The sequence below is a fragment of the Acinetobacter sp. RUH 2624 genome, from assembly GCF_000162375.2.
Taxonomy (GTDB): domain Bacteria; phylum Pseudomonadota; class Gammaproteobacteria; order Pseudomonadales; family Moraxellaceae; genus Acinetobacter; species Acinetobacter nosocomialis.
This window is the reverse complement of sequence record NZ_KI391939.1, coordinates 737062-739434: the sequence shown is the minus strand read 5'-3', so window position 1 is coordinate 739434 and position 2373 is coordinate 737062. Positions and strand designations below refer to the sequence as shown.

At 32.2% G+C, this 2373-nt stretch carries 4 protein-coding genes and 1 pseudogene; 3 read left to right on the top strand and 2 right to left on the bottom strand.

From position 1 onward, the window contains the following. The 3 genes and pseudogenes from HMPREF0014_RS25905 to surA1 all read left to right on the top strand — a co-directional run. Positions 1 to 144 (top strand): annotated as a pseudogene (locus HMPREF0014_RS25905) (IS5/IS1182 family transposase); the annotation flags it as partial. Between the two features lie 371 nt (positions 145 to 515). Next, entirely contained in the window at positions 516 to 734 is a 219-nt protein-coding gene (locus tag HMPREF0014_RS10180; RefSeq protein WP_000108361.1) for a hypothetical protein, read from the top strand. A 105-nt stretch (positions 735 to 839) separates the two neighbouring features. Continuing rightward, a complete protein-coding gene (gene surA1, locus HMPREF0014_RS10175; RefSeq protein ID WP_002048358.1) occupies positions 840 to 1157 on the top strand; it encodes a surface antigen protein 1 in 318 nt (105 codons plus the stop codon). 69 nt (positions 1158 to 1226) lie between these two features. On the opposite strand, the gene HMPREF0014_RS10170 is transcribed toward surA1, so the two are convergent. Together HMPREF0014_RS10170 and HMPREF0014_RS10165 are read right to left on the bottom strand one after the other, a co-directional pair. Continuing rightward, entirely contained in the window at positions 1227 to 1448 is a 222-nt protein-coding gene (locus tag HMPREF0014_RS10170; protein ID WP_002048363.1) for a hypothetical protein, read from the bottom strand. Positions 1449 to 1534: 86 nt separating this feature from the next. Beyond that, on the bottom strand, positions 1535 to 1963 hold the full coding sequence (locus HMPREF0014_RS10165; RefSeq protein WP_001136759.1) for a hypothetical protein: 429 nt from the start codon (positions 1961 to 1963) through the stop codon (positions 1535 to 1537). Positions 1964 to 2373: the final 410 nt, after the last annotated feature.

The window sequence follows — 2373 nt, the reverse complement described above, 5'->3', positions numbered from 1 at the left end:
ACCAAGATGCATTGCATCAAATTATTAGGTGATAGGCTGACGGCAAGACATTTTCAAAGTCAGGTCAATGAAATTCATGCGCGTGTGGCAGTTCTGAATAGATTTACGGAATTAGGTAGACCTCGCACCCAAGTTGTGTCTTAAATTTGAATGGATTGGGGAGAACTCAGCTTTTGAATGTTTATGCAACAAAGCCCTCAAGATATAAAATTTATTATATTAGATAAAAAAACACCTTAACCTATATAAAAGATAACAAATATACATTTAGACATATTTATTATCTTTTTTAAATGTTGTGTACTGAAATGTAATTTATTAAACATTCATATTAATAATGTTTATTCTAAAAAATTACTTATATTAAAAATCAGCAATTTATTCAAATTTTAAATTTACAGTTAAATATAGGGTAACACCCCTACCCTACACATTTAAAATCTACATGTTTTAATAAACCTATCTGAAGCTCTCAGATAAAACACATCGTCATAATTGATATGAGGTATTAAAAAATGAGCACTACTAATAATCAAGCAAATCAACGTAATAATCAGCAGCAACAACAGCAAAATGACAACCGTAATCAACAGCAACACGGTAACCAACAGCAAAACGATCAACAGCAACAAAATAATCAGCAGCAACAGCAAAATGATAACCGCGGCCAACAACAAGGATCTAACCAAAAAGATTCTGGCCAACAAAACTCAAATAACAACCAACAACGCTAATCGTTTTTAGTTGTTCTTTGATGCGGTCAATCATTTAGGAAGGTGAAAGCACCTTCCTAAATCAAAATATAAACATAAAATTCAATAAAATATGAGGGAATTCTGATGACAGATCAAAATACAGATCATGCTCAACTGGTAGCTGGCGATCATAACTATTCTGACTCTCGCTGGCGTGAAAGCTATCTTACTCGTCCTTATTATCAAGAAGCGCAATTAACTACACCAGATCTAGATTATGATCGTGATTTTTCTGCAGCTTATGAACTTGGTCATCGGGCTCGTTCTGAATCTAAAGAAGGAACTCAGTTTGAAGATATGGAAGGTAGCTTAAAGCAAAAATGGGAAGAGCTAAAAGCCGAGTCCCGCCTTAAATGGGAACACGCTAAACAAGCGATTAAAGATGCATGGGATGATATGTAACATTCTCAACTGGTCCAAAGCTATAAGCTTATTTCCTATTGGCCCTGGGAAATAGGCTTTTTTATTGTTTTAAAAATATGGTGGCATATTAAAATTATGATTAAGGTACTGATTTGCTAAATTTGGATCATCAAAAACTTCTTTCTTAAATTGTACGCTCACGGTTGTAGTGAGTACATGAGTCGGCTTAATAGTCACTTCCACTACATATTTATTTTGCTCGTGCTTAGCTTTTACGCCATAAATTTCAGAATCATTAATGCAAGTTCCATCTGTAAAATATACAAACATACGTACTACCTTAAATATCACTAAACATAAAGGTCCTATCAAACATAAAGCCTGACTCAGTTAATCTGGTCAGGCTTTCCTCAAAATCAACTTTGATTTTTTTTAAAATATTCAATTATTTCTTCCCCATTATTTACAGGCTTTTTCTGCGAGGGGTAAGTTTCTTCGTAGGCATAGGCGGGTAAAGTAATTTTAGCTCGAATTGGGGGTAATTTCTCTTGGCCCCCTGTGGTAATTCGCTCAATAAAACCAGCCAGCCAAAGTACAAATTCTTGAGTATTCTTACTTTTAGGAATAAGACTTAAATCCAATTTAATTTTTGACTCTTGCAAGGGCTTTATGAGTATTTCGGCAAAATCAATATAATTATATAAAAGCTTTAACTTTGTCCCCTTTATTTCTTGTCTGAGTTCGATCATCAAGTTGTTAAGATCTTCCATTGGATCATCTGTAAAACCTTTTTTTTCTTTAACATTTTGATATATTTTCTCAGCTATTTTTAAATATTGGGGCATATCCTTACCTTTATAGTTCATTATTACTAAAATGAATTTTGGATGAATATAAGTAAGCTATTGTGTTTGTTTTATTAACTTTTTGAAAAGATATATTCATTTTACAACAATTCAGTAACATTAAAAATTCCAGTCATTTAAACAACATAAATTATTGATTTATATTTTATTTTAAAATATTTGATTACTTGTTAAGTTATATTCTTTAGATAAAATAACGATAAAAAAAGCCCACTTATAAAGTAGGCTTTTTTAGTAAAAACTAATTTATTACGAGTTTTTATTCATATCATGAGAGGTCGCTGGATCACTTGCTCCATGCATGCCATCATTTTGATCCTAGACAGTATCGTGGACAACAAATCCCTCTAAATTCTTAAAATATTTCTTCTCAAAGGCTTCAGGGCTTA

Coding starts and splice junctions, on each gene's coding strand:
- HMPREF0014_RS10170 (WP_002048363.1), bottom strand. CDS start 1,448: ATGTTTGTATATTTTACAGATGGAACTTGCATTAATGATTCTGAAATT.
- HMPREF0014_RS10180 (WP_000108361.1), top strand. CDS start 516: ATGAGCACTACTAATAATCAAGCAAATCAACGTAATAATCAGCAGCAA.
- HMPREF0014_RS10165 (WP_001136759.1), bottom strand. CDS start 1,963: ATGCCCCAATATTTAAAAATAGCTGAGAAAATATATCAAAATGTTAAA.
- surA1 (WP_002048358.1), top strand. CDS start 840: ATGACAGATCAAAATACAGATCATGCTCAACTGGTAGCTGGCGATCAT.